We start from the raw sequence: 21,451 nt of genomic DNA on the forward strand, positions 1-21,451 counted from the left end.
GCGCTACTCGCGGTCCTCGAGCGCCGGCAGGATCGTCGTCGGGATCGCGAAGGCGAGCGCGACGGCCAGGATGCCCCCGACGAAGAGCCAGCCCGTCCAGTCGGGGTAGTTGAACGCGACGGTGAAGAGCGCCAGGCCGCCCAGGAACAAGATCATCGGGAAGACGAACGAGATCGCGCGGCCCGGGGACTTGGTCTCGTCCTCGCGGTGCTGGATCAGCGGCTGGCTCATGGGTGTCCTCCGGTGTCGTCCGCACGCTCGATCAGCTGCGACTGAAGCCAGCCTAGCCAGTGGTCAGCGGATTGCGGGTGCCCGCGCCACGACGCGGGCACCCCGTGCGGGCTCGGTCCTCCTGCTTGCCGGAGGACTGTGCCTGCGCTCAGTCCTTCCAGATCCAGAGGGGCCGGACCTCCAGCGTGCCGAACCTCGCCATCGGGTGGTCGGCGGCGACCTTGACCGCCTCGTCCAGATCGGCGCACTCGAGCAGGTCGAAACCGGCGATCTGCTCCTGCGTCTCCACGAACGGCCCCTCGGTGACCAGGAGCCTGCCCGAGCGCACCCGGACCGTGCGGCCGTCCTGCGCCGCCTGCAGGCGGTCGCCGTCGCGGCGTCGTCCCGCGGCGTCGTTCTCCGCCACCCAGGCCTCGATGTTGTCGTCGGCAGCCACGTAGGCGTCCGCGGTCGGGTCGGTCCAGACGAGCATCAGGAACTGCATGGTGTCCTCCAGCGGGTTGTCGGGGTAGATCCTTCACCGCCACGACGCGGACGTGCGCACCGGATCGACACTCTGGTCCGACACGGTTCGACGAGCAGATGTACGACGAGAGTTCAGCGCATCGGGCGGGCACGTGGCGCCCGAGGGCCGTAGCGCGGTGCCGACGACGTCTGGGTGAGCTCGATCAGCCGGACGACCCGTTGACGCTGGCCGGCCCACGGTGCCAGCAGCTCGAGCATCCCGGCGTCGTCGGTGCGTCGGCCCGTCAACGCCCAGCCGACCAGGTGGGCGAGGTGGAAGTCGCCGACCGAGACCGCATCGGTGTCGCCGAGCGCCCGTGACGCGACCTCCGCCACCGTCCACGGCCCGACCCCCCGCACCGTCAGCAGTCGTCGGTAGGCCTCGGCCATCGGCAGGTCGGCGGACTCCTGCAGGCGGTGTGCGACGGTCGCAGCGCGCTGGACGGTGCCCGCCCGCTGCTGGTCGACGCCCGCGAGCCGCCAGTCCCACACGGGCACGGCGCGCCAGCCGGCCGCATCGGGAGGGACGCGCAGGGTCCCGGGACCGGGGCCCGGCGCCCGGGTCCCGTGCTGCACGACCAGCCGGCGCCAGGAGGCCTGCGCGTCCAGGCCGACCACCTTCTGCTCCAGGATGGCCGGGACGAGCGCCTCCAGGACGTTGATCGAGCGCGGGATCCGCAGGCCCGGCAGGCGTCGGTGCGCGTCGTGGACGACGGGGTGCAGGCGAGAGTCGAAGCCGTCGGCGGTGTCCCGCGCGCCGAGCAGGTCCGGCGTCTGCGCGAGCGCGCGTTCCGCGCCGGGACCCCAGGCGGTCACGTGGACGCCGTCAGCGCGTCGGACCAGGTGTCGCGTGACCGGCCCGTCCGGCGTGCGGGTGGCCTGCCAGACGCTGCCGTCGGGCGCGAACGACCAGCACGGGTCGCCGCCGCCGTGTCGCAGGGCGCGCAGGGTGAGCCGCAGGTCGAGGGGTGCCGTGGGTCGGTAGACGGTGGCGAGCGGCTCCGCGAGGGGAACTGTCGAGGTCACGCCTCCCACTATGCGCCGGTTGCGCGAGGATGCCTGCATGACGATCCGGACGGGCATCTCGGGCTGGCGCTACGCGCCGTGGCGCGGTGTGTTCTACCCAGCCGGCCTCCCGCAGCGCAGCGAGCTCGAGTACGCGGCGAGCCGGTTGACGTCGATCGAGATCAACGGGTCGTTCTACGCGCTCCAGAAGCCGGAGAACTTCCAGGCGTGGTCGGCGCAGACGCCTGACGACTTCCTGTTCTCGATCAAGGCGCCGCGGTTCATCACCCACATGAAGAAGCTGGCCGACGTCCGCACGCCGGTGGCCAACTTCCTGGCCAGCGGCGTGCTCGCCCTCGGCCCGAAGCTCGGTCCGATGCTGTGGCAGCTGCCGCCGAACCTCGGGTACGACGCCGACCGGCTGACCTCGTTCTTCGACCTCCTTCCCCGTAGCACCGCGGCTGCCGCCGCCATGGCGACCGAGCACGACGAGCGGCTGGACGGCCGGGCCTGGACGACGACCGACGCGGACCGACCGTTGCGACACGTGCTCGAGGTCCGGCACGCCACGTTCGAGACCCCGTCGTTCGTCGAGCTGATGCGCGAGCACGACGTCGGGATCGTGGTCGCGGACGCCGGCGGACGGTGGCCGGTGATCGAGGACGTCACCTCGAACCTCGTCTACCTCCGGCTGCACGGCGACAAGGAGCTCTACGCGAGCGGGTACGACGACGCGTCGCTGGACCGCTGGGCGGCGCGCGTGCGGGTCTGGGCGGACGGCGGCGAGCCGGCGGACGCGAAGCGGCTGTCAGGTCCGGCCGTGCCCCCGGTCGCCGATCGGGACGTGTTCGTCTACTTCGACAACGACATCAAGGTCCGCGCGCCGTACGACGCGATGGCGCTCGCGGCCCGGCTGGGTGTCGGGCCGAGACCCTGACCGGCCGGCGCGGAGGCGGGTCAGTGCATGGTCACTGTCGGCACAGCGCCGGCCCGCAGCCTGCCCAGTGTCGGCTCAGAGTCGGCCCAGTGTCGGCTCAGTGTCGGCGCAGAGTCGGCTCAGTGCCCTCGGAGGCGTTCGATCAGACGGCGGTCGCGCTTGGTGGGACGCCCGGCGCCGCGGTCGCGGGTGCCGGCGGGAATGTGCTCCTTGGGCGGCGGCGCAGGGGACCGGTCGAGGTAGCAGGCGACCGCCACGGGCGCGCCGACGCGCTTCACGACGGTCCTCTGCACGACGACGATCCGTTCGCGCTCACCACCGCGGACGTGCACCTCGTCGCCGGGCACCACCATCGTCGCCGGCTTGGCGCGCTCGCCGTTCACGCGGACGTGGCCTGCCTTGCAGGCGGCACCGGCCGCCGACCTCGTCGGGAAGAGGCGGACCGCCCAGGTCCAGGCGTCCACCCGCGCACGCGTCACCTCGCTCACCGGGCGAGCCTCTCACGCGCGGGTGGCCAGGCCGCCACGGCCCGGCCACCCGACTCCGCGTATCGGTGCGTCAGTCGCGCAGCTCCAGGTACTTCGTGATGAGTGCCTTCGTCGACGGGTCCTGGGCGGCGAGCGCGGCGGCGTCGCCCTGGACGGCAGGGGCCACCGCGAGCGCCAGCTGCTTGCCGAGCTCGACGCCCCACTGGTCGAACGAGTCGATGCCCCACACCACGCCCTGCACGAACGTGATGTGCTCGTAGAGCGCGATCAGCTGTCCGAGCACCGACGGCGTGAGTGACCCCGCCAGGATCGACGTGGTGGGGCGGTTCCCCGAGAACACGCGGGCGGGGACGATGTCCTCGGCCGTTCCCTCGGCACGGACCTCGTCGGCCGTCTTGCCGAACGCCAGTGCCTTGGTCTGCGCGAAGTAGTTGGCGAGGAACAGGCTGTGCACGTCGACGCCGCCGTCGGTGAGCGGGTGCGCCGGGTTGGCGACGGCGATGAAGTCGGCGGGGATCAGCCGGGTGCCCTGGTGGATGAGCTGGTAGAAGGCGTGCTGGCCGTTGGTGCCCGGCTCGCCCCAGAACACCTCGCCGGTGTCGGTCGTGACGGCCGTCCCGTCCCAGCGGACCGACTTGCCGTTCGACTCCATGGTCAGCTGCTGGAGGTAGGCCGGGAAGCGGTGCAGGTACTGCGCGTACGGCAGGACGGCGTGCGTGTGGGCGCCGAGGAAGTTGACGTACCAGATGTTCAGCAGGCCCATGAGGACGGGCACGTTCTGCGCGAACGGCGTGCTGGCCACGTGCTCGTCGACCGCGTGGAAGCCGGCGAGGAAGTCACGGAACCCGTCCGGACCGATCGCGATCGCGAGCGACGTGCCGATCGTCGAGTCCACCGAGTAGCGGCCCCCGACCCAGTCCCAGAAGCCGAACGCGTTGGTCGGGTCGATCCCGAACGCGGCGACCTTGTCCAGGGCCGTCGAGACGGCGACGAAGTGCTTGGCGACGGCGGCGTTTCGCGACTCGTCGTCGTCGGCGGTACCCAGCTGCTCCCAGAGCCAGGCGCGCGCGAGGCGAGCGTTGGTGAGCGTCTCCAGCGTGCCGAAGGTCTTCGACGCGACGATGAAGAGCGTCGTCGTCGGGTCGAGGCCCTTGACCTTCTCGGCGAGGTCCGTCGGGTCGATGTTGGAGACGAACCGCACCTCGAGGCCGTCCTGCACGTAGGGCTTGAGCGCCTCGTACGCCATGACGGGGCCGAGGTCGGAACCGCCGATGCCGATGTTGACCACCGTCTTCACCCGCTCGCCGGTGACGCCCGTCCACCCGCCAGAGCGCACCTGGTCGGCGAACGCGTACATCTTGGTGAGCTCGGCCTGCACGTCGACGTCGATCTGCTGGCCGTCGACGACGAGCGCCGGTGCCGACCCCGCCGGACGACGCAACGCCGTGTGCAGGACCGCGCGGTCCTCGGTGACGTTGATGTGGTCGCCGCGCAGCTGGGCCTGGAGGCGGTCCGCCAGACCGACCTCGTCGGCGAGCCGCAGGAGCAGCGCGACCGTGTCGTCGGTGATCAGGTTCTTCGACAGGTCGACCGTGAGGTCGGCGAGCGGGAACGTCAGCCGGGTGGCGCGCTCGGGGTCGTCGGCGAACCACCCGCGCAGGTCCGGCGTCAGCGTCGACTCGTGCGCGCTGAGGTCCTGCCAGGCGGCGGTTGCGGTGGCATCGACGGGGGGCGTGGGCACGGTGGTTCCCTCTCTACGGGCGTTCGCCGAATGTGTCTGCTCGCGACCGATGGATGGCTGATCGCGGCGTCGGGTCGAAGACCAACCTATTGCGCGCGCCGGTGGTGCTGCACACGGCGTCCGAGCGGGGTCGGTCACAGTGCCTAGGGTGTGCGGCATGGCTCGCGTCCCCACTGCCCTCCTTGCCGGACTGACCCTCGTGGTGGGGTTCGCCGTCGCGCAGGCCACGGGCGTCCGCGCCCTCGGCGGCGCGGTGCTGCTCGCCGGCGTCGCCTGGTGCGTCGTGCGGGCGCGGTCGGCGGGGTGGTGGCGGCTGTCGATCGTGGTGCTCGCCGGTGCTGGGTGCTTCGTCGCGTCCCACCTGCTGGCGCCCCACCTCGGCGCCTGGCCGTCGGTCGTCCTCGTCGCTCTGGTGCTCGCCGGCGTGACGTACGCGGTGGTCGACCGGCGGCCGGTACGTGCGCTGAACGCCACGGTCTGAGCCATGAGCTCTGCCGCCCACCTCGTCTGCTGCGGGCTTGCCACCCTCGACGTCGTCCAGGTGGTCGACCATGTCCCGGGACCGAACGAAAAGCTGGTCGCCCAGGACCTGACCGTGACGTTCGGCGGTCCGGCCGCGAACGCCGCGGCGACGGCAGTCGCGCTGGGCGTGCCGACGACGCTCGTGACCGCCCTCGGGGCAGGGTCGGTCGGCGAGCTGGTGCGCGCGCGACTCGTCGCGGCGGGCATCGAGGTCGTGGACCTGCTGGACGGTGTCCTCGGGTCGCCGGCCGTCTCGACCGTGCTGGTGACGCGGTCGAGCGGTGAGCGGGCCGTGGTCTCGGTGAACGCGACGGGCACCGCCGACCTGCAGGAGGCCGCGCGGTCGGTCGCCCACGTGCTCGACGACGCGACCGCGCTGCTCGTCGACGGTCACCACCGTGCAGCGGCCGCGGTGCTCGCCGCTGGCGCTGCCGTCCCTGTGCTGCTCGACGGTGGCAGCTGGAAGCCCGGGTTGGAACGGCTGCTCGCGCACGTCGATCACGCGGTGCTCTCGGCTGACTTCGCGGTGCCCGGCACCCTCGACGGCGACGTCCTGGACGTGGTTGCCGCCTTCGGTCCGCGGACCGTCGCGCGCTCGGCCGGTGCCGGTCCGGTCCAGATCCGCCTCAGCGGTTCGCCGGTCGTCCGGTCCGAGGTCCTGCCGCCCGTCGTCCCGGTCGGGGACGTCGTCGACACCCTCGGTGCAGGCGACGTGCTGCATGGTGCGATCGCGGCGGCCCTGGCCCGGGAAGTCGACATCCTCGAAGCCATCCGCGACGGGGTGCAGCAGGCGTCCGAGTCGGTCCGGCACCGCGGCGCGCTCGGCTGGGTCGGGCACTGAGGAGCCGCGGTCCCGACCTCGTCCGAACGGCCGACCAGATCCACCTCGATCGGCCGATCCGCAGGTCAGGCGCGGATGCCTAGGCTGCAGACGTGATCACCGCCCTCCGTCGCCTCTGGGCCGCCCCCCGCAGCCCCGGCGCGCCGGCGCGCGTCTGGCGGGACTGGTGGCTCGTCGGCATCCTGCTGGTGCTCTCGGCTGTGGAGCTGGCCACCCGCGCGATCGTGTGGTTGCCGGTGTCGATCCCGATGGCGCTGCTCGCGATCGGTGCGCTGCTGTTCCGTCGTACGCGCCCGCTGCTCGCCGTCGGGGTGGCGTACGGCGCCGTCCTCGCGGTGAACATCGCGAGCTGGTCCCGCTTCGACGACTCGATCGGGTTCTACACGACCACCTCGATCCTCGTCCTGTCCTATGCGCTGTGTCGCTGGGGGAGCGGTCGGGAGGTCACGCTCGGCATGGTCCTGATCGTGCTCACGGGCGTGGCCGGCGTCTCCGCCCACTACACGACGATCGGCGAGACGGTCGGGGAGGCCGTCTTCTTCCTCTTCCCGTGCGTGCTCGGCGGTGTCGTCCGGCTGGCGTCGACCGCGCGGCTGCGCGAGACGGACCAGGTCAAGCTCAGGGAGCGCGAGATGCTCGCGCGGGAGCTTCACGACACGGTCGCGCACCACGTCTCCGCGATCGCGATCCGCGCGCAGGCCGGCCGGGTCGTCGCGGCCTCGGACCCCACCGCCGCGCTGGATGCGCTCGGCGTGATCGAGGCGGAGGCGACCCGTGCGCTCAGCGAGATGCGGCTCATGGTGCGGACGCTGCGTGAGGGCGACGAGGTCGACCTCGCTCCCCAGCGCGGAGTGGACGACATCGAGCGCCTCGCGTTCGGCTCGGTACCTCCTGTCGCCGTCTCGCTGCGGGGGCCCCTCGACGACCTGCGACCCACCGTCGGGGCCGCCGTGTACCGGCTCGCCCAGGAGTCGATCACCAACGCGGTGCGGCATGCCCGGCACGCCACCCGGATCACCGTGGACGTGACGGGATCCGACGACACCGTCCGGCTCGTCGTCACCGACGACGGCGAACCGCACGTGACCGGGCGCGGCTGGACCGGCTACGGGCTGATCGGCATGACGGAGCGGGCCGCCCTGCTCGGTGGAACCCTCGCGGCCGGTCCCGGCGCGGAACGCGGCTGGACGGTGGACGCCGTCCTGCCCAAGTCAGGAGCGTCCCGATGATGAGCGTGCCGACGAGCACCGCGACGAGCACCGCCGGGAGCGCCTCGACGAGCATCCGGGTCCTGGTGGCGGACGACCAGGAGCTGGTCCGCACCGGACTGTCGATGATCCTCGACGCCCAGCCGGGCATCGAGGTGGTCGGTCAGGCGGTCGACGGGCGGTCCGCGGTGGCGTTGGCCCGCAGCCTGCGGCCGGACGTGTGCCTCTTCGACATCCGGATGCCGGGCATCGACGGCATCGAGGCGACCCGCCAGCTCGCCGGACCGGCCGTCGCCGAGCCGATGGCGATCGTCGTCATCACGACCTTCGACCTCGACGAGTACGTCCACGGCGCGCTGCAGGCCGGAGCCCGCGGGTTCCTGCTCAAGGACGCGGGCCCGGAGCTCCTGGTCCAGGCGATCCACGCGGCCGCGGACGGGGACGCCCTGATCGCCCCGAGCATCACGCGCCGACTGCTCGCCGTCTTCGCCGACGCGCGTGGCGGTCCGCCTTCCCAGCCGATCACGCCGTTGACCGGTCGCGAGGAGGACGTGCTCATCACGGTGGCGCGGGGGCGGACGAACGCAGAGATCGCCGACGAGCTGCACATCAGCATGAGCACCGTGAAGACCCACCTCGCAAGCCTCATGGGCAAGCTCGGGGTGCGAAACCGTGTCGAGCTGGCGATGTGGGCGTACGAGACGGGCCGACTGAAGGGCTGAGAGCGCTGTCAGTCGCGCCCGGCTCGAGGGGAGCGAAGGTCGGTGCCGGTTGAAGGCCGAGTGTCGGTCGGGCCGGCTGAAGGGTCGTGCCGGCTGAAGGGCGGAGTGTCGGTAGGGCCGGACGGAGCGTAGGGCCGGTTGAAGGCGGAGTGTCGGTCGCGCCGGACGGAGCGCCGGGCGTTCGTCGCCTGGGTGACGCCTGCACCGGACGCTTCGCGACGACGCGGTGCGTGTTCGGCTGTCCACTCAACTCCCATCGTCGCGGTCGGATGCAAAGTGCACCAGCGCCATTCTGATCGAATCGTGAGCGGCGGAGTGCATTTTCCACAACGTCGCCAATACGCCAGTCGACTCGGGGGCTGTGGACGGCTCGACGCATGGAATGCGCAATGTTCGCAGCCCGGCGAACCGGCATGTGTCCAGGTCATGAACATCATCGTCGCGGACCCGTGTCAGTGGTCGGGTGCACAATGATCCCCAGCGGAAATCGCGGATCACATTCCACACCGGCCGGCGGGAGGCGGCAAAATGACGAGCATTGGGCCGCGTTCGCGCAACCACGTTCAGGACGCCCTTGCTGCCCTCGCCGAGGCCGTCGACCGGTTGGCTGGGCTGGCCGATCCGACGGCATGTCCCAGGGTTGAGAGGGCCGATGCAGCGTCCATCGTGACGGGCGCCCTCGCCCTCGCCGGTCGGCTCTCGGCCGTCGCTGCACGCGCCATGCCGATCGTGGAGGCCGACGGCTGGTGGTCGCTCGAGGGTGCGCGGTCGGTCACCACGTGGGTGGCAGCGAACGGTCGCGTCTCGCACGGACAGGCCGCGCGCCTCGTCCGGTTGGGTCGGGCGCTGCGGGACGACCTTCCGGTGACCGCGGTCGAGGCCGTCTCCGGTGAGGTGAGCATCGAGGCGGCGCACGTCCTGGCGACGGTGACGACCACCCCGGCGCGCAAGGCCGCCCTCGCCGCGTCCGCGCAGGACTGCGGCGAGGCGTTCCTGGTCGAGCATGCTCGGGAACTGTCGGTCGGTCAGCTCCGCGTCCTCGCCCGTCGGTGGGCCAGCCACGCAGACCCCGACGCCGACGAGCGTGGCTATCGGGAGGCGTCGGCGCGCGAGTTCCTCGATCTCGCCAACACCACCGACGGCTGGCACCTGAGCGGCTTCCTCAGCACCGATCATGGCCACGCCCTGACCGCCGCGCTGGAGGCGATGGCTGGTCGCTCAGCCGACCAGGCGGGGCAGCCCGCAGGTCGACGACGTGCGACCGCCCTCAACAACGTGGTGCGCACCGTCCTGGATCGCGACCTCACGGGCGCGACGGGCGACCACAGACCACAGCTCACGGTGGTCACCGATCTGGCGACGCTCAACCGCGCCCTCGCGCGAGAGGTGACCGATCGCGTGACGGCACGGCCGAGCGGGTGCTCCGAGTGCTCCGGGCGCTCGGATGGCGAGTCGACTGCCATCGCGTTCGACTCATGCTCGAGCTCCGAGACGACACGTGGATCTGGCCGAGACGCACGTGCACCTGAAGACGGTCCACTCAAGGCCCTGCGCTCTTCATCGCCAAGGCCAGCGTCCAGCGAGATGGCATACGACGATCCCGCGCAGAGAATGGATGTGGACTCACGGCACAGGCCGGACGTGCACTCGCCGCTCGGATGCGACGTGCACTCGCCGCTCGGATGCGACGTGCACTCGCCGCTCGGATGCGACGTGCACTCGCCGCTCGGATGCGACGTGGACTCGCCGCCCGGCTGGGACGCGGCGGATCCGCCGCACGGACGGGAGGCGGACTCGCCGGTGGTGATCGATGTCGACCGAGATGGTGGCCAACGAGTGGTCGACATCGAGAGGTTCTCGGTGGCCGAGCTGATCGGGACCGGGCCGATCCCCGACTCGGTGCTCGCGCGGTTGGCGTGCGACAGCCAGATCACCCGGGTCGTGTTCGGCGCGGACTCCGTGGTGCTCAATGTGGGGCGTGCCGAGCGCACCTACACCGGAGCGAAGCGGCGCGCGATCATTGCGCGGGACAGGTTCTGCCAGTTCCCCGGGTGTTCCGCACCGCCCGCGATGTCCGAGGTGCACCACACCGATCACTGGCTCCGCGACCGCGGGGAAACCAACGTCCAGACCGGGGCGCTCATCTGTTGGCACCACCACCAGGTAGTCCACGACCGGGGGATCGAGGTGTGCCGAGGAGCTGGCGGGAGATGGCGATTCGTCGATCGCCACGGTCGAGACCTGGTGACAGCGGTTGGTTGAGCGAGCCCGGGTCGGTTGGTTGAGCGAGCGCGGTCGGTTGGGCAAGCGCGGTCGGTCGGTTGGGCGAGCCCGGTCGGTTGGGAGAGCCCGGTCGGTTGGGCGAGCCCGGTCGTTGGGCGAGCCCGGTCGGTTGGGCGAGCGCGGTCGGTTCGGCGAGCGCGGTCGGTTGGGCGAGCGCGGTCGGTTGGGCGAGCGCGGTCGGTTGGGCGAGCGCGGTCGGTTGGGCGAGCGCGGTCGGTCGGTTGAGCGAGCGCGGTCGGTTCAGCGAGCCGGGGTCGGTTCAGCGAGCCGGGGTCGGTCGAGCGAGCCGGGGCGGTTGAGAGCGAGTAGCGGACGGACGCCCGCCTGGCGCGTCGATTCCATGTGGCTCGCCGCACGGCGGGCCGCTCGTCAGGCCGTGCCCAGCGCCTCGCGCACCAGGGGAGCTATCTGGGTGCCCAGCACCTCGATCGACTTCAGCGACTCGCGTTGCGGCACCCCGGACAGGTCCATCTGGAACGACTGACGGTCGTGGTGCAGCACGTCGTGCAGGGCGACGATCCGCTCGGCGATCTGCTCCGGCTCCCCGACGAAGTAGGCCCCGCCGCGGGAGGCCTGGGACTCGTACGAGATCCGGTTGGGCATCGGGAACCCGCGTTCGGCGGAGATCCGGCGCATCGACTCGAGCCAGTACGGGTAGTAGAAGTCCCGTGCGGCCTTGCCGTCCTCGGCGAAGTAGCCCATGCCTGCCACCGAGACGAACTGCGCGGTCGCGTCGTGCCCGGTCTGCTCGTGCGCGCGGCGGTAGACGTCGACCAGGGGAGCGAACGACGCCGGCTGGCCGCCGATGATCGCGTAGCTGACGGGCAGTCCGAGCACGCCGGCGCGGACCGACGACTGCGGGTTGCCACCGGTGGCCACGGCGATGGTCAGGTGCGGTCCGCGACCGGGGCGGTCGAACGGACGGGGGAGGACCAGCGCGTCGTCGAGCGCGGGCCGGAACCGGCCGGTCCACGTCACGCGCTCGGCGGCGTCGATCTCCAGGAGCAGCCGGATCTTCTCGTCGTACAGCTCGTCGTAGTCGTCCAGAGACGCCCCGAAGAGCGGGTAGGACTCGATGAACGACCCGCGTCCCGCGAGCAGCTCGACACGACCCTGCGAGAGCAGGTCCATGGTCGCGAACTGCTGGTAGACCCGGACCGGGTCCTCGGTGGACAGCACGGTCACAGCGCTGCCCACGGTGATCCGGGAGGTCTGGGCGAGTGCCGCGGCGATGACCGTGGACGGCGACGAGATGGCGTAGTCGGGCCGGTGGTGCTCGCCGATCCCGACGTAGTCGAGGCCCACCTCCTCGACAAGGCGGATGCGTTCGAGGACGTCACGGATGCGCTGGCCCGGGCTGGTGACCTCGCCGGTGACGGGGTCGGGGTGGACGTCGCCGAACGTGTACATCCCGAGTTCCATTCTCGTGCGAACGCATCGAGTGATCGCCGTGTTCCCGCAGGTCGACCGGGTTCGACGACAGATGTGCAGGTCAGAGAAGCACCGGGCGCGAACCGTGTGTGAGCGATCACGCGGCGCCGGTCCACAAGTCATCGGACGAAACGGACGTGTGAACGTCGGGTCACGATGTGATCACGGTCACGGGAGTTGGTTGACAGCGATTAGTAAGGAACGTCTACTAACAAACGTGACAGCGACCACACAGCCGCCCGCCGCGGCACGGGGAGTCGGTCGGGCCCTGCGGCCCACCGGCAAGGTGCTCCCCGAGCACGCACGTGCGCACAACCGGTCGCTGGTTCTCGGGCACCTGTTCCACGTCGGTCCCGCATCCCGCGCCGACATTGCTCGCAGCACGGGTCTGACCCGTGTCACGGTCTCCGGTCTGATGGCCGTCCTGATCAGCGAGGGGCTCGTCGAGGAGCTCGGCATCCGCAGCGAGGGCAAGGTCGGCAAGCCGGCGACCCTGGTCGGGATGCGGACGGAGGCGTTCCAGATCGTCGCCGTGGACCTCACGGACGACAGCCGCCTCCACGGTGCGGTGATGACGCTCGTGGGTGACGTCGTGCTCCGCCAGTCCGTGGCCCTCGAGGGGCGGACGGGGGAGTCCGCCGTCGACCTGCTCGAGTCCCTGTGCCGCAACCTGCTCGCCTCCGCGACCCGGCCCGTCATCGGCGTCGGCATCGCCTCGCCGGGCGTCATCGACCTCGACGGCACGGTCGTCCAGGCCCCGAACCGTGGCTGGTACGACGTCCCGCTGGGGGGCAGGCTCTCCGAGCGCCTCGGTGTCCCGGTGCACGTCGCCAACGACGCCAACACGCGCGCGCTCGGCGAGTTCACCTACGGCTCGGCCGCCGGCTCGGGCTGCATGGTGGTCACGGTCGGCCAGGGCGTCGGTGCCGGGATCGTCGTCGACGGTGCGCTCGTGCTGGGACGTCACCACGCCGCAGGCGAGATCGGCCACCTGACCGTGCTGGACGGCGACCTGCGGGACGTGCCGGCGCTCGACTGCGCCTGCGGCCGCTCCGGCTGCCTCGAGACCGTGCTGAGCGTGCCGGCCCTGCGCCGCCGCATCGCGGGTCTCAACCCTGAAGAGTCCGACGCCGCACTGGCGTCGGTCGGACGGCTGCTGGGCATCGCCCTGGCACCGGTCGTCAGTGCGCTCGACCTCGCCGAGGTCCTGCTCTCCGGTCCGCCGGAGCTGCTGGACGGACCTCTGCGGGACGCGGCGCTCACCACCGTCCGCGCGCGGACCATGCCTGTCATCGGGCACGGGCTGGCCATGCGGATGGGATCGCTCGACGAGGACGGGGCGCTCGCAGGTGCGGCCGTCCTCGTCCTGTCAGGCCAGCTGGGGGTCTCGTGACGACCCCCAGCCGGCTACTGCAGGTCGGAAGAAACCCCCGGCGACGCCGTCTGGCGATCGTCTCGCTCACGGGAGGAACCCCAACGTGAAGATCCTACGTTTCGCGGCCGTCGGCGTGGCGGCGACGCTCGCGCTCGCCGCCTGCAGCAACGGCGACTCGTCGTCGGACACGCCGAGCGCCTCGGGCACGCCCGAAGCGGCCACGATCAAGCTGTGGTTCGCGGGCACCGAGAAGGACACGCCCCAGGACATGCAGGACTACCTCAAGACGACGTTCGAGTCCCAGAACCCGGGCTCCAAGCTGGTCATCGAGTACCAGCCCTGGGGTGACCTGGTCACCAAGCTCACGACGTCGCTGCCCGACGCCAGCAACACTCCGGACGTCACGGAGATCGGCAACACGCAGTCCTCGACGTTCACCAACGTCGGCGCGTTCCTCGACATCTCCGACATGTACGACGAGCTCGGTGGCGACAAGCTGCTGCCCGGCTTCGTCGAGGCCGGCAAGGTCGACGGCAAGAACTTCACGCTGCCGTACTACTTCGGCTCGCGGTACGTCTTCTACCGCAAGGACCTGTGGGCCGCGGCCGGGATCACGGAGCCGCCGACGACGCTCGCCGACTACAACAAGGACGTCGCGACCATCGCCGCGGCCGACCCCAAGGCCATCCCGAACCTCTCCGGCTTCTGGATCGGTGGCCAGGACTGGCGCAACGCCATCTCCTGGATCTTCGCCAACGGCGGCGAGCTTGCCGTGAAGGACGGCGACAAGTGGAAGTCCACGATGTCGGACCCGAAGTCGATCAAGGGCCTCGAGCAGCTGCAGGAGATCTGGAAGTCTGCCTCCAAGGCTCCCCGTGACGCGACGGACGCCAACACGTACAACCACATCAACGACGCCGACTCCGTGAAGGCGGCAGACGGCACCGTCACGCCGTACTCGCTCGACGCCGCCACCATCATGGCGCCGGGCTGGGCGCACTGGTCGATCGGTGACCTGGTCGACGACAAGCGCGTCTGGAACGACAACACGTTCGGCGTCTTCCCGCTGCCCGGTGTCGACGGCGGTGCTGCTCCGGTCTTCGCCGGCGGCTCCAACGTGGGCATCTCGGCTGCGACGAAGCACCCCGAGCTCGCCAAGAACCTGCTCAAGCTGTTCTACACGCCCGAGTTCCAGAACCTCATGGGCAAGAACGGCCTCGGCCCGTCGAACGTGACCTACACGGACTCGCTGGGCACCGACCAGTTCGCCAAGGCGCTCGTCGACTCGGCTCTCTCGGCCAAGCTCACCCCGGCAGCCCCGGGCTGGGCGTCGCTCGAGAACTCGAAGAAGCTCGAGGAGTTCTTCCAGAAGATCTCCGAGGGTGCGGACATCAAGGCGACCGCCAAGGCGTTCGACGACGAGGCAACGCCGATCCTCAACGGCACGGCCAGCTGACCCACCTGCTGGACGGTCCGCGGGACCCCGGCCACGAGCCGGGGCCCGCGGACCCACCGACCCGCACCGGGTCCGACCGACCCGAGGCCACGCCGTCGGCGTACGAAGGAGACGACGCATGTCCCGCAGCACCCGGCACGACGGCGACGTCCGCGCACCGGACGACGACCCGCAAGCCGCCTCTCGGGTGACCACGGCGCCGGTCCCCGCCCCGCTGGTCCTGCGCCGCCGGCGCACCCCGAAGGTTCCGTACCTCCTGCTGATCCCGTCGATCGCGATCCTCGCGCTGGCGCTGGGCTACCCGCTCTTCTGGCAGGTCGTCACCTCGACCAAGCAGTTCGGGCTCAAGCAGCAGTTCGGCTTTCCCGCCAAGTTCGTCGGCCTGGACAACTACGCGAAGCTCGTCACCGACCCGTACCTGTGGGAGGTGATCGTCCGCTCGATCGTGTTCTGCGTGGTCTGTGCGGCCGCCACCATGGTGCTCGGTGTCGGTGTGGCGCTGCTGATGAAGAACGTCCACAAGCCCGTCCGCCTGTTCCTGCAGATCACGATGCTGCTCGCCTGGGCGATGCCGGTCGTCGCGTCGATGACCGTGTGGCGCTGGCTGTTCGACTACCGCCGCGGCGCCGTCAACTACGTCCTGACCCAGATGGGCTTCGACTTCGTCGGCCACAGCTGGCTCGAGAACCCGCTCTCCTTCTTCTTCGTCGCCGCCGTCATCGTCGTCTGGGGCGCCGTCCCGTTCGTCGCCTTCTCGGTCTTCGCGGGTCTCACGCAGGTTCCCGACGAGGTCCTCGAGGCCGCGGCGATCGACGGTGCGAACGGCTGGCAGCGCTTCTGGGGGATCACGCTCCCCATCGTCCGACCGGTCCTCGCGATCGTCCTGCTGCTGCAGCTCGTCTGGGACCTGCGGGTGTTCGCGCAGATCAAGCTGCTGCAGGACGCCGGCGGCACGCCGAGCGAGACCAACCTCCTCGGCACCTACATCTATCAGCTCGGCATCGGATCGGGTGACTTCGGTCTCTCGTCGGCAGTCTCCATCTTCGTGCTCGTGCTGACGATCGCACTGAGCTGGGGCTATGTCCGCACGCTGCTCCGGGAGGACGAATCATGAGTGAGCTCAGCGGAATCACGACCGGCCTGGCGACGGGCGGGGCGAGCGGCGGGCTGACCGGCGTCTCGGCCGGCGCCGGACATGCGGCCACCGTCCCGAACCGCAGTCGGATCTCGGGTCGGTCGGTCACCAAGGTCGTGCTCAGCCTGGTCGGTGTCGGCGTCGCCCTCGCCTGGGTGTTCCCCGTCTACTTCATGATCAGCTCGTCGCTGCTGCCCAACGTGCGGCTCTCGTCGGGAAAGCCGATCTTCTTCCCGACCGGAGCCCGGTTGGCGAACTACCGGGCCGTGCTCGAGTCGGGCACGTTCTACACCGCGCTCCGGATGAGCATCGCCGTGACGGTGCTGACCGTGATCATCACGATCATGTTCGCGTTCCTGGGTGCCCTGGCGATCAGCCGGTTCAAGTTCAGGGGTCGCAAGTCGTTCATCCTCGCGGTGCTGTTCATCCAGATGCTCCCGGCCGAGGGCCTGTTCATCGCGCAGTACAAGCTGGTCGGCTCGCTGCACCTGATGAACTCGGTGATCGGCGTGACGATGATCTACGTCGCCGCGGTGGTGCCCTTCACCATCTGGATGTTGCGCGGCTTCGTCGCCGGCGTGCCCGCCGAGCTCGAGGAGGCGGCCATGGTCGACGGGCTCAGCCGCACCCGGGCGTTCCTGCGCATCACGTTCCCGCTGCTCGCCCCTGGACTGATCGCGTCGGGCGTGTTCGCGTTCCTTCAGGCCTGGAACGAGTTCACGGTGGCCCTGGTGGTGCTGCAGACCGACACCTCGAGGACACTGCCCTTGTGGCTGCGCGGCTTCGTCCAGACGAGCTCCACCAAGGACATCGACTGGGGCCAGGTCATGGCGGCGTCGTCGCTCATCGCAGTGCCGGTGATCATCTTCTTCCTGTTCGTCCAGGGTCGACTGACGTCCGGCCTCGTGTCGGGTGCCGTGAAGGGCTGACGGTGAGCCTGCAGGGGATTCCGACGCTCGCGTCGGCCGACGGGCCGCGCCCGTGGTCGGTCGGGCTCGACATCGGGGGCACCAAGGTGCTCGGTGTGGCGCTCGACGGCGACGGCGTGGTGCGCCACCAGGTCCGGCTCGCCAGCGCCACGGGTGTGCAAGGGCTCGTCGACGTCGCCGTCGCGGTGGTCGAGGACCTCGCCGGCCGCGTGGGGCTGCCGGTGTCCGAGCTCGCCGGTGTCGGCATCGGGCTGCCCGGCGTCGTCGACGCCGACAAGGGCCTGGTCGAGCACGCGGTGAACCTCGGGATCGAGGAGAGCACGCCGCTCGCCTCCCTCGTGTCCGAGCGGCTCGGCGTTCAGGTGCGGGTCGAGAACGACCTCACCGTCGCCGTCGTCGGCGCTGCGCACACGGTCGACGGCTCACAGGCCTCCAGCGAGCACGGCGTGCACGATGTCGCCTTCCTGGCGCTCGGCACCGGCCTCGCCGCGGGGTTGCTGCTCGAGGGCCGGTTGCGGCGAGGCTCGCACGGAGGTGCCGGTGAGATCGGCCACCTGACGCTGGTCCCCGACGGGCTGCCGTGCAAGTGCGGTCAGCTGGGCTGCCTCGAGCAGTACGCCTCCGGATCGGCGCTCGACGTCGCGTGGCCGAGCACGTTCGGCCGACCCGCGCCCGCCGAGCTGTTCAGCGCGGCCGCGGACGGCGACCCCCGGGCGATCGAGGTCCGCGACCGGTTCGCGTGGGCGGTCGCCGCGGCGGTGCGCATCCTCGTGCTCACGACCGACGTCGACATCGTCGTGATCGGCGGCGGCGTCAGCGCGCTCGGGCAGCCCCTGCTGCGGGCGGTGCGTGCCGAGCTGGAGCGGCAGGCCGGGGCGTCGCCGTTCCTCGCGTCGATGGGTCTGCCCGCACGCGTCAGCCTGGCACCCGCGGACGTGCCGGTCGGCGCGGTCGGAGCGGCGCTGCTCGGACGAGGGGAGTACTTCTGATGGAGGTCGTCATCGGTCCCGCTCCGGAGCTGGGACGGCTCGCCGCGGACGCGATCGCGCTCCTCCTGCGCGCGCAGCCCGACGCGGTTCTCGGGCTGGCCACCGGGTCCAGCCCGCTGGTCGTCTACGACGAGCTCGCTCGTCGGCACGACGAGGAAGGTCTGTCGTTCGCGCGTGCCAGGGCGTTCATGCTCGACGAGTACGTCGGCCTCGAGGAGGACCACCCGGAGCGCTACCGGAACGTCATCGACAAGGACATCGCGACCCGGGTCGATCTCGCCCCCGGTGCGGTGCAGGGGCCTGACGGACTGGCCAAGGACCTCGTGGTCGCCTGCCGCGCCTACGAGGAGGCGATCGCGGCGGTCGGCGGTGTCGACCTGCAGATCCTCGGGATCGGGACCGACGGCCACATCGCGTTCAACGAGCCCGGGTCGTCCCTGGCGTCGCGCACCCGGATCAAGACGCTGACGCGCCAGACCCGCGAGGACAACGCGCGGTTCTTCGACGGCGACGTCGACAAGGTGCCGACGCACTGCCTGACCCAGGGCCTGGCGACGATCATGTCGGCCCGGCACATCGTGCTGCTGGCCACCGGCAGGGGCAAGGCCGAGGCCGTGCACCAGCTGGTCGAGGGCCCGGTCAGTGCGATGTGGCCCGCGACGATCCTGCAGCACCACCCGCACGTCACGGTCCTCGTCGACGACGCCGCCGCAAGCCGGCTGCAGCTCGCCGACTACTACCGGGAGACGTATCTGGCGAAGCCGGCGTGGCAGGGTCTCTGACGCGGGTGACATTGCCCTCCGGACGCGTGCGAACGGCGGCGTCGGGCCGGGCTCGTGTCGGAACCGCCACGTACACTCGACGCCATGAGTGAGCCGTTCCCGATGCCTTCCGCGCCCGACGACCCGTCCGGACCGGACCAGGGCACGTCGACCAGTGTCCTGGAACGCCAGGAGACGACGGAGCAGGTCGAACCGGGGGACCACGAGCGGTTCGCGCACTACGTGCGCAAGGAGAAGATCACGGAGTCCGCGTTCACCGGCAAGCCCGTGATCGCCCTCTGCGGCAAGGTCTGGGTGCCCGGTCGGGACCCGAACAAGTTCCCGGTCTGCCCCATGTGCAAGGAGATCTACGAGGGCCTGCGCGAGCCGCAGGACGGCGACAGCAACGGCGAGGGCAAGTCCGGCGGCCGGCGCTGGGGCTTCGGCCGCAACCCGTCCGGTGGCTCGGGCGACTCCGGTGCTTCCGGGGGCGATGCCACCTCGACCGGCACGTTCGGCTCGTCGGCCGGCTCGACCAACGGCGGCTCGTGACGGCCGCCCCGCGCCCGTCCGTCGTCCCGTCCGCTTCTGTCACGAGCAGCCACGCGTCGTCCTCTGCCGCCTCCCAGCTGCCGCCGGCGTTCCCCGCCCGTGCGCCGTGGGGGACGGCGAACAAGCTGCGTGCGTGGCAGGCGGAGGCGATCGAGCAGTACCGCGTGAGCAACCCGCGGGACTTCCTCGCGGTGGCCACGCCTGGTGCGGGCAAGACGACGTTCGCGCTGCGGATCGCCACCGAGCTGCTGGAGGCGAAGGTGGTGCGGCGGGTGACGGTGGTCGCGCCGACCGAGCACCTGAAGCGGCAGTGGGCCGATGCGGCTGCGCGCGTCGGCATCACGCTCGACCCTAATTTCAGCAACGCGCAGGGTCGGCACGGGCACGGCTTCGACGGCGTCGCGGTGACCTACGCCCAGGTCGCCAGCAAGCCTGCGCTGCACGCGGCGCGCACCGCTGCGGCGCCCACGCTCGTGATCCTCGACGAGGTGCACCACGGCGGCGACGCGCTCAGCTGGGGCGACGCGGTCCGCGAGGCGTTCGAGGGTGCGACACGACGCCTCGCGCTCACGGGTACGCCCTTCCGCTCGGACACCGCAGCGATCCCGTTCGTGCGGTACGACCGCGATCGCGACGGCATCCGGCGCAGCGTCGCGGACTACACGTACGGCTACGGCGACGCGCTGCGCGACCACGTCGTGCGGCCGGTGATCTTCCTGTCCTACAGCGGTTCGATGCGCTGGCGGACGAAGGCCGGCGACGAGATCAGCGCACGTCTCGGTGAGGCTCTCACCAAGGACATGACCGCGCAGGCGTGGCGGACGGCGCTCGACCCCGAGGGTGAGTGGATCCCGAGCGTGCTGGCTGCCGCCGACCGCCGGCTCACGGAGGTTCGACGCACAGTCCCGGACGCGGGTGCGATGGTCATCGCGACCGACCAGACGGACGCCCGCGCCTACGCCGGTCATCTCGCGCGGCTCACGGGCAGGTCGCCGACGGTCGTGCTCTCCGACGACGACGGTGCGAGCGACCGGATCGACGAGTTCTCCGCAGGCACCTCGCGCTGGATGGTCGCCGTGCGCATGGTGTCCGAGGGGGTGGACGTCCCGCGGCTCGCAGTCGGCGTCTACGCGACGAGCACCGCCACGCCGCTGTTCTTCGCGCAGGCCGTCGGCCGGTTCGTGCGCGCCCGGCGCCGCGGAGAGACCGCCTCGGTCTTCCTGCCGAGCGTCCCGCAGCTGCTCGCGCTGGCCAACACCCTCGAGCTCGAGCGCGACCACGCGCTGGACCGCCCCAAGACCGCCGAGGAGCTGGGCGAGGGGTTCAACCCCGAGGAAGCCCTGATGGAGGCCGCGAACGCCGAGCGCAACGGTCCTGACGCGGTGGGACCGGACGGCAAGCAGGGTGCGTTCGAGGCCCTGGAGGCTCAGGCGTCGTTCGACCGCGTCCTGTTCGACGGTGGCGAGTTCGGGACCGGCGCGGAGATGGGGTCCGACGAGGAGCTCGACTTCCTCGGACTGCCCGGCCTGCTCGATGCCGACCAGGTGTCCGCGCTCCTGCGCCAGCGTCAGGCCGACCAGCTGAGCGGTCGCAAGAGGGCGCCGGTCGAGGAAGCCGCGCCGATGGACCACCGCAAGCAGGCCGAGCTGCGCAAGGAGCTCTCCCAGCTCGTGGGTGCCTGGGCGCGCAAGAGCGGGCAGCCGCACGGGTCGGTGCACAACGAGCTTCGTCGGCGCTGCGGGGGACCGGAGGTCGCCCTTGCAGACCCTGACCAGCTGACCGATCGGGTCGCCATGGTCCGGGGCTGGTTCGTCGGGAAGAAGTAGTCACCCCTTCGGGCGACGGAAACACAAGGGGCGTCTCGCAATGTGGACAGCCTGTGAAGGTCGTGTTTGCGCAGGTCAGCGCGCTGGACGTGCGACCACCCACAGCCGGGGGCCCTGCGCAACTCGGCGTTCAGCGGGCGAATCACGTGCAGTCCTGGCAGCGTTTCTGGTGTCGCCGAACGGCCCGGGTACCCCCGGGGACCGGGCACGGTGACTCGAACCGAAAGGCTCCCTCATGCCTAGCTGGCTCATCCTCATCATCGTCGGTGTCGTGCTCCTGATCCTCGGTGTCGCCGTCACGGCCGCTCACTGGTTGATCTGGATCGGCATCGCCGTACTGGTGATCAGCCTGATCCTCGGGCTGGTCGGTCGGGGTCGTCGGGTATAGCACCCGGGGCGTCAGCCCCCGATCCGTAGCCTGACCGTCGGCACCGCGGCTTCGCCCGCAGACAAGCGCCTCGCCCCCGCGGCAGCTCGTCCCGCGAGGCACGCGGTGCCGACCCACCGGCAGTACC

20 protein-coding genes and 1 pseudogene are annotated in these 21,451 nt (G+C 70.9%); 15 read left to right on the forward strand and 6 right to left on the reverse strand.

The features are described from left to right. Positions 1-3 precede the first annotated feature (3 nt). The 3 genes from I847_RS0106785 to I847_RS0106795 form a co-directional block, all read right to left on the reverse strand. Positions 4-231 carry a hypothetical protein gene (locus I847_RS0106785; protein ID WP_028049100.1) on the reverse strand — a complete coding sequence of 76 codons (228 nt, stop codon included), beginning with the start codon at positions 229-231 and terminating at the stop codon, positions 4-6. A 148-nt stretch (positions 232-379) separates the two neighbouring features. Further along, complete coding sequence (locus tag I847_RS0106790; protein ID WP_028049101.1) at positions 380-715, reverse strand: YciI family protein; 336 nt, start codon at positions 713-715, stop codon at positions 380-382. 113 nt (positions 716-828) lie between these two features. Further along, positions 829-1,761, reverse strand: a complete 933-nt coding sequence (locus I847_RS0106795) for a DNA-3-methyladenine glycosylase (protein WP_051274570.1) — start codon at positions 1,759-1,761, stop codon at positions 829-831. Positions 1,762-1,798: 37 nt separating this feature from the next. On the opposite strand from I847_RS0106795, the gene I847_RS0106800 reads away from it, so the two are divergent. Beyond that, on the forward strand, positions 1,799-2,677 hold the full coding sequence (locus tag I847_RS0106800; RefSeq protein ID WP_028049103.1) for a DUF72 domain-containing protein: 879 nt from the start codon (positions 1,799-1,801) through the stop codon (positions 2,675-2,677). Between the two features lie 119 nt (positions 2,678-2,796). Here I847_RS0106800 and I847_RS0106805 read toward each other — a convergent pair whose 3' ends face one another. Together I847_RS0106805 and pgi are read right to left on the reverse strand one after the other, a co-directional pair. Beyond that, the gene (locus I847_RS0106805) at positions 2,797-3,165 is read right to left on the reverse strand and encodes an RNA-binding S4 domain-containing protein (RefSeq protein ID WP_028049104.1); all 369 of its coding nucleotides are present in this window, start codon (positions 3,163-3,165) and stop codon (positions 2,797-2,799) included. A 70-nt stretch (positions 3,166-3,235) separates the two neighbouring features. Continuing rightward, positions 3,236-4,906: a glucose-6-phosphate isomerase gene (gene pgi / locus I847_RS0106810; RefSeq protein ID WP_028049105.1), complete on the reverse strand. Its 1,671-nt coding sequence runs from the start codon at positions 4,904-4,906 to the stop codon at positions 3,236-3,238. A 157-nt stretch (positions 4,907-5,063) separates the two neighbouring features. On the opposite strand from pgi, the gene I847_RS0106815 reads away from it, so the two are divergent. The 5 genes from I847_RS0106815 (at position 5,064) to I847_RS0106835 (ending at position 10,461) form a co-directional block, all read left to right on the forward strand. Continuing rightward, positions 5,064-5,387, forward strand: coding sequence for a hypothetical protein (locus I847_RS0106815; RefSeq protein ID WP_028049106.1), 324 nt, complete (start codon positions 5,064-5,066; stop codon positions 5,385-5,387). Positions 5,388-5,390: 3 nt separating this feature from the next. Next, on the forward strand, positions 5,391-6,269 hold the full coding sequence (locus I847_RS0106820) for a PfkB family carbohydrate kinase (RefSeq protein WP_028049107.1): 879 nt from the start codon (positions 5,391-5,393) through the stop codon (positions 6,267-6,269). A gap of 92 nt (positions 6,270-6,361) precedes the next feature. Then, complete coding sequence (locus I847_RS0106825; RefSeq protein ID WP_028049108.1) at positions 6,362-7,498, forward strand: sensor histidine kinase; 1,137 nt, start codon at positions 6,362-6,364, stop codon at positions 7,496-7,498. Beyond that, a complete protein-coding gene (locus I847_RS0106830) occupies positions 7,498-8,199 on the forward strand; it encodes a response regulator transcription factor (protein ID WP_051274543.1) in 702 nt (233 codons plus the stop codon). The genes I847_RS0106825 and I847_RS0106830 overlap by 1 nt, the downstream gene beginning before the upstream one ends. Before the next feature lie 666 nt (positions 8,200-8,865). Next, on the forward strand, positions 8,866-10,461 hold the full coding sequence (locus I847_RS0106835; RefSeq protein WP_028049110.1) for an HNH endonuclease signature motif containing protein: 1,596 nt from the start codon (positions 8,866-8,868) through the stop codon (positions 10,459-10,461). Positions 10,462-10,851: 390 nt separating this feature from the next. On the opposite strand, the gene I847_RS0106840 is transcribed toward I847_RS0106835, so the two are convergent. Beyond that, positions 10,852-11,892, reverse strand: a complete 1,041-nt coding sequence (locus I847_RS0106840; RefSeq protein WP_231384120.1) for an LLM class flavin-dependent oxidoreductase — start codon at positions 11,890-11,892, stop codon at positions 10,852-10,854. A 238-nt stretch (positions 11,893-12,130) separates the two neighbouring features. On the opposite strand from I847_RS0106840, the gene I847_RS0106845 reads away from it, so the two are divergent. The 9 genes and pseudogenes from I847_RS0106845 (at position 12,131) to I847_RS27055 (ending at position 21,324) form a co-directional block, all read left to right on the forward strand. Further along, complete coding sequence (locus I847_RS0106845) at positions 12,131-13,306, forward strand: ROK family transcriptional regulator (protein WP_028049112.1); 1,176 nt, start codon at positions 12,131-12,133, stop codon at positions 13,304-13,306. Positions 13,307-13,391: 85 nt separating this feature from the next. Then, the gene (locus tag I847_RS0106850) at positions 13,392-14,744 is read left to right on the forward strand and encodes an extracellular solute-binding protein (protein WP_028049113.1); all 1,353 of its coding nucleotides are present in this window, start codon (positions 13,392-13,394) and stop codon (positions 14,742-14,744) included. 118 nt (positions 14,745-14,862) lie between these two features. Then, positions 14,863-15,858, forward strand: coding sequence for a carbohydrate ABC transporter permease (locus tag I847_RS0106855; RefSeq protein WP_081680557.1), 996 nt, complete (start codon positions 14,863-14,865; stop codon positions 15,856-15,858). Beyond that, a complete protein-coding gene (locus I847_RS0106860; protein WP_081680560.1) occupies positions 15,855-16,808 on the forward strand; it encodes a carbohydrate ABC transporter permease in 954 nt (317 codons plus the stop codon). The genes I847_RS0106855 and I847_RS0106860 overlap by 4 nt, the downstream gene beginning before the upstream one ends. Positions 16,809-16,810: 2 nt before the next feature. Then, positions 16,811-17,797: an ROK family protein gene (locus I847_RS22340; protein WP_231384122.1), complete on the forward strand. Its 987-nt coding sequence runs from the start codon at positions 16,811-16,813 to the stop codon at positions 17,795-17,797. After that, on the forward strand, positions 17,797-18,579 hold the full coding sequence (gene nagB, locus I847_RS0106870; RefSeq protein WP_028049116.1) for a glucosamine-6-phosphate deaminase: 783 nt from the start codon (positions 17,797-17,799) through the stop codon (positions 18,577-18,579). The genes I847_RS22340 and nagB overlap by 1 nt, the downstream gene beginning before the upstream one ends. A gap of 84 nt (positions 18,580-18,663) precedes the next feature. Further along, a pseudogene (locus I847_RS22345) lies at positions 18,664-19,008 on the forward strand (DUF3039 domain-containing protein); the annotation flags it as partial. A 98-nt stretch (positions 19,009-19,106) separates the two neighbouring features. Then, positions 19,107-20,936 (forward strand): DEAD/DEAH box helicase, encoded by a 1,830-nt coding sequence (locus I847_RS0106880; protein WP_028049117.1) that lies wholly within the window; start codon positions 19,107-19,109, stop codon positions 20,934-20,936. A 235-nt stretch (positions 20,937-21,171) separates the two neighbouring features. Further along, entirely contained in the window at positions 21,172-21,324 is a 153-nt protein-coding gene (locus I847_RS27055) for a hypothetical protein (protein ID WP_196804500.1), read from the forward strand. The last annotated feature ends 127 nt before the right edge of the window (positions 21,325-21,451 follow it).

This window comes from Cellulomonas sp. URHD0024 (assembly GCF_000426185.1).
Taxonomy (GTDB): domain Bacteria; phylum Actinomycetota; class Actinomycetes; order Actinomycetales; family Cellulomonadaceae; genus Cellulomonas.